Annotated in this window: 2 protein-coding genes and 1 pseudogene (1 of these 3 cut by a window edge); all 3 read left to right on the top strand. The window is 35.4% G+C overall.

Annotated features, from left to right (window positions below):
* A pseudogene (locus A2255_00015) lies at nt 1-9 on the top strand (acetyl-CoA carboxylase biotin carboxylase subunit) (it extends 563 nt beyond the left edge of the window).
* A 59-nt stretch (nt 10-68) separates the two neighbouring features.
* The gene (locus tag A2255_00010) at nt 69-407 is read left to right on the top strand and encodes a hypothetical protein (protein OGI17851.1); all 339 of its coding nucleotides are present in this window, start codon (nt 69-71) and stop codon (nt 405-407) included.
* The gene (locus A2255_00005) at nt 404-961 is read left to right on the top strand and encodes a 16S rRNA (guanine(966)-N(2))-methyltransferase RsmD (GenBank protein ID OGI17850.1); all 558 of its coding nucleotides are present in this window, start codon (nt 404-406) and stop codon (nt 959-961) included. The genes A2255_00010 and A2255_00005 overlap by 4 nt, the downstream gene beginning before the upstream one ends.
* The last annotated feature ends 597 nt before the right edge of the window (nt 962-1558 follow it).

Here is a 1558-nt window from a genome sequence, read left to right as displayed (position 1 = left end):
ATGATATAAAAATAGTTGGGCATGCGATTGAGTGCAGAATTAATGCAGAGGATCCTGATAAAGATTTTATGCCTTGTCCAGGTCTTATTGATGGTTATGTTCCAGCAGGTGGACCTGGTGTAAGAGTCGATAGCCATATTTATTCCAATTATAAAATTCCTCCTTTTTATGATTCTCTAATAGGAAAACTTATATGCTGGGGTAAAGACAGGGAAGAAGCAAGAATTCGCATGTTACGTGCACTTGACGAATATGCCATAACAGGTATTAAAACAACAATTCCATTCCATCAGAGAATTCTTAAAAATCGCTTCTTTATCAAAGGTGAAATCAATACAAGCTTTATTGCAGAGCATATGAGTAATAAAGAAGTAGTACAGGAAGTAAAAGAACCTGTTGGAAAATGATTATAACTGGTGGATCCCAAAAAGGCAGAAAGATCAAAACAGTTAAATCAAGAGAAGTAAGACCAACTTCCTCAAAAGTACGCGAAAGCATATTTAATATAATTCAATCTATTAGTGATATTTTGCACCACGGTGATGCCGTGGTGCTTGACTTATTTGCAGGAAGTGGAATTTTAGGATTGGAAGCCTTTTCCAGAGGGCCTAAAAAAGTTATTTATGTGGAAAAGAGTCCAGATGTAGCAAGCTTATTGAAAGAAAACCTGGCAGGTTTTGATCTTGATTATGAGTTAATTATTTCTGACGCAATTTTAGCTTTAGATAGATTTAAAAATATAACTTTTGATCTTATTTTTATTGATCCACCTTATGCATCCGGTCTTATTGAGCCGTCTTTATCAAAAATCAAGAGTAATAATCTTTTAAATTCTGAAGGAATTATAGTAGTTGAGCATAGTCCTGATTATAATACTACTGAAATTGCACAAAATTTGGGTTATGAGATTTTAAGAGAGAAAAAATACGGTGATACAGCCATTACAATATTGAGCAATTAGAGAAATTTGCTAATATTTTGATGTATTTTATCGCGACTTGATATTAATAGTGGATTGTTTCATAAGTCATGGAGGGTAAATTCTCTCCGTCACTGTGCCTGTTAGCTTTGCACAGGCAAGGTTCCTCCGAGAACATACCCTCCTTCAACAACCATCATAACTTTTGAAACAGAGTACTAGTACTCTGACCGATTAATTATGCAGAGTGAGTAGGTTTTCGGAGGAAGCCTATGCACCATGTCAATTTGAAGGTGCATCAGCGACGGAGAAAATCTGCTCACTCATACATCATATTTTTTCGGTCAAGCCATTAGTGGATTATTTCATAAATTAAGGAGGGTAAATTCTCTCCGTTACTGGTGCTACCGCACATAATTAAGACTGGAATGATTGATGACTTAAATAAGTGACCTTGTCACCTTTGCACAGGCAAGGTTCCTTCGAGAACATACCCTACTTCAACAATCATCAAAATTTTTGAAACAAAGTACTAGTACTTTGTCCCAGAAATTATGATGGGTAAAGACGCTTTAATTTAATTCTTGCATCTTTAGTTCTAAACCTCCAATTTACGCCTATTTCATCGTTATTACGATC

This window comes from Candidatus Melainabacteria bacterium RIFOXYA2_FULL_32_9 (assembly GCA_001784615.1).
Lineage (GTDB): Bacteria > Cyanobacteriota > Vampirovibrionia > Gastranaerophilales > UBA9579 > UBA9579.
Note: the sequence above shows the minus strand (reverse complement) of the source record. Positions and strands in the feature narration are given on the sequence as shown.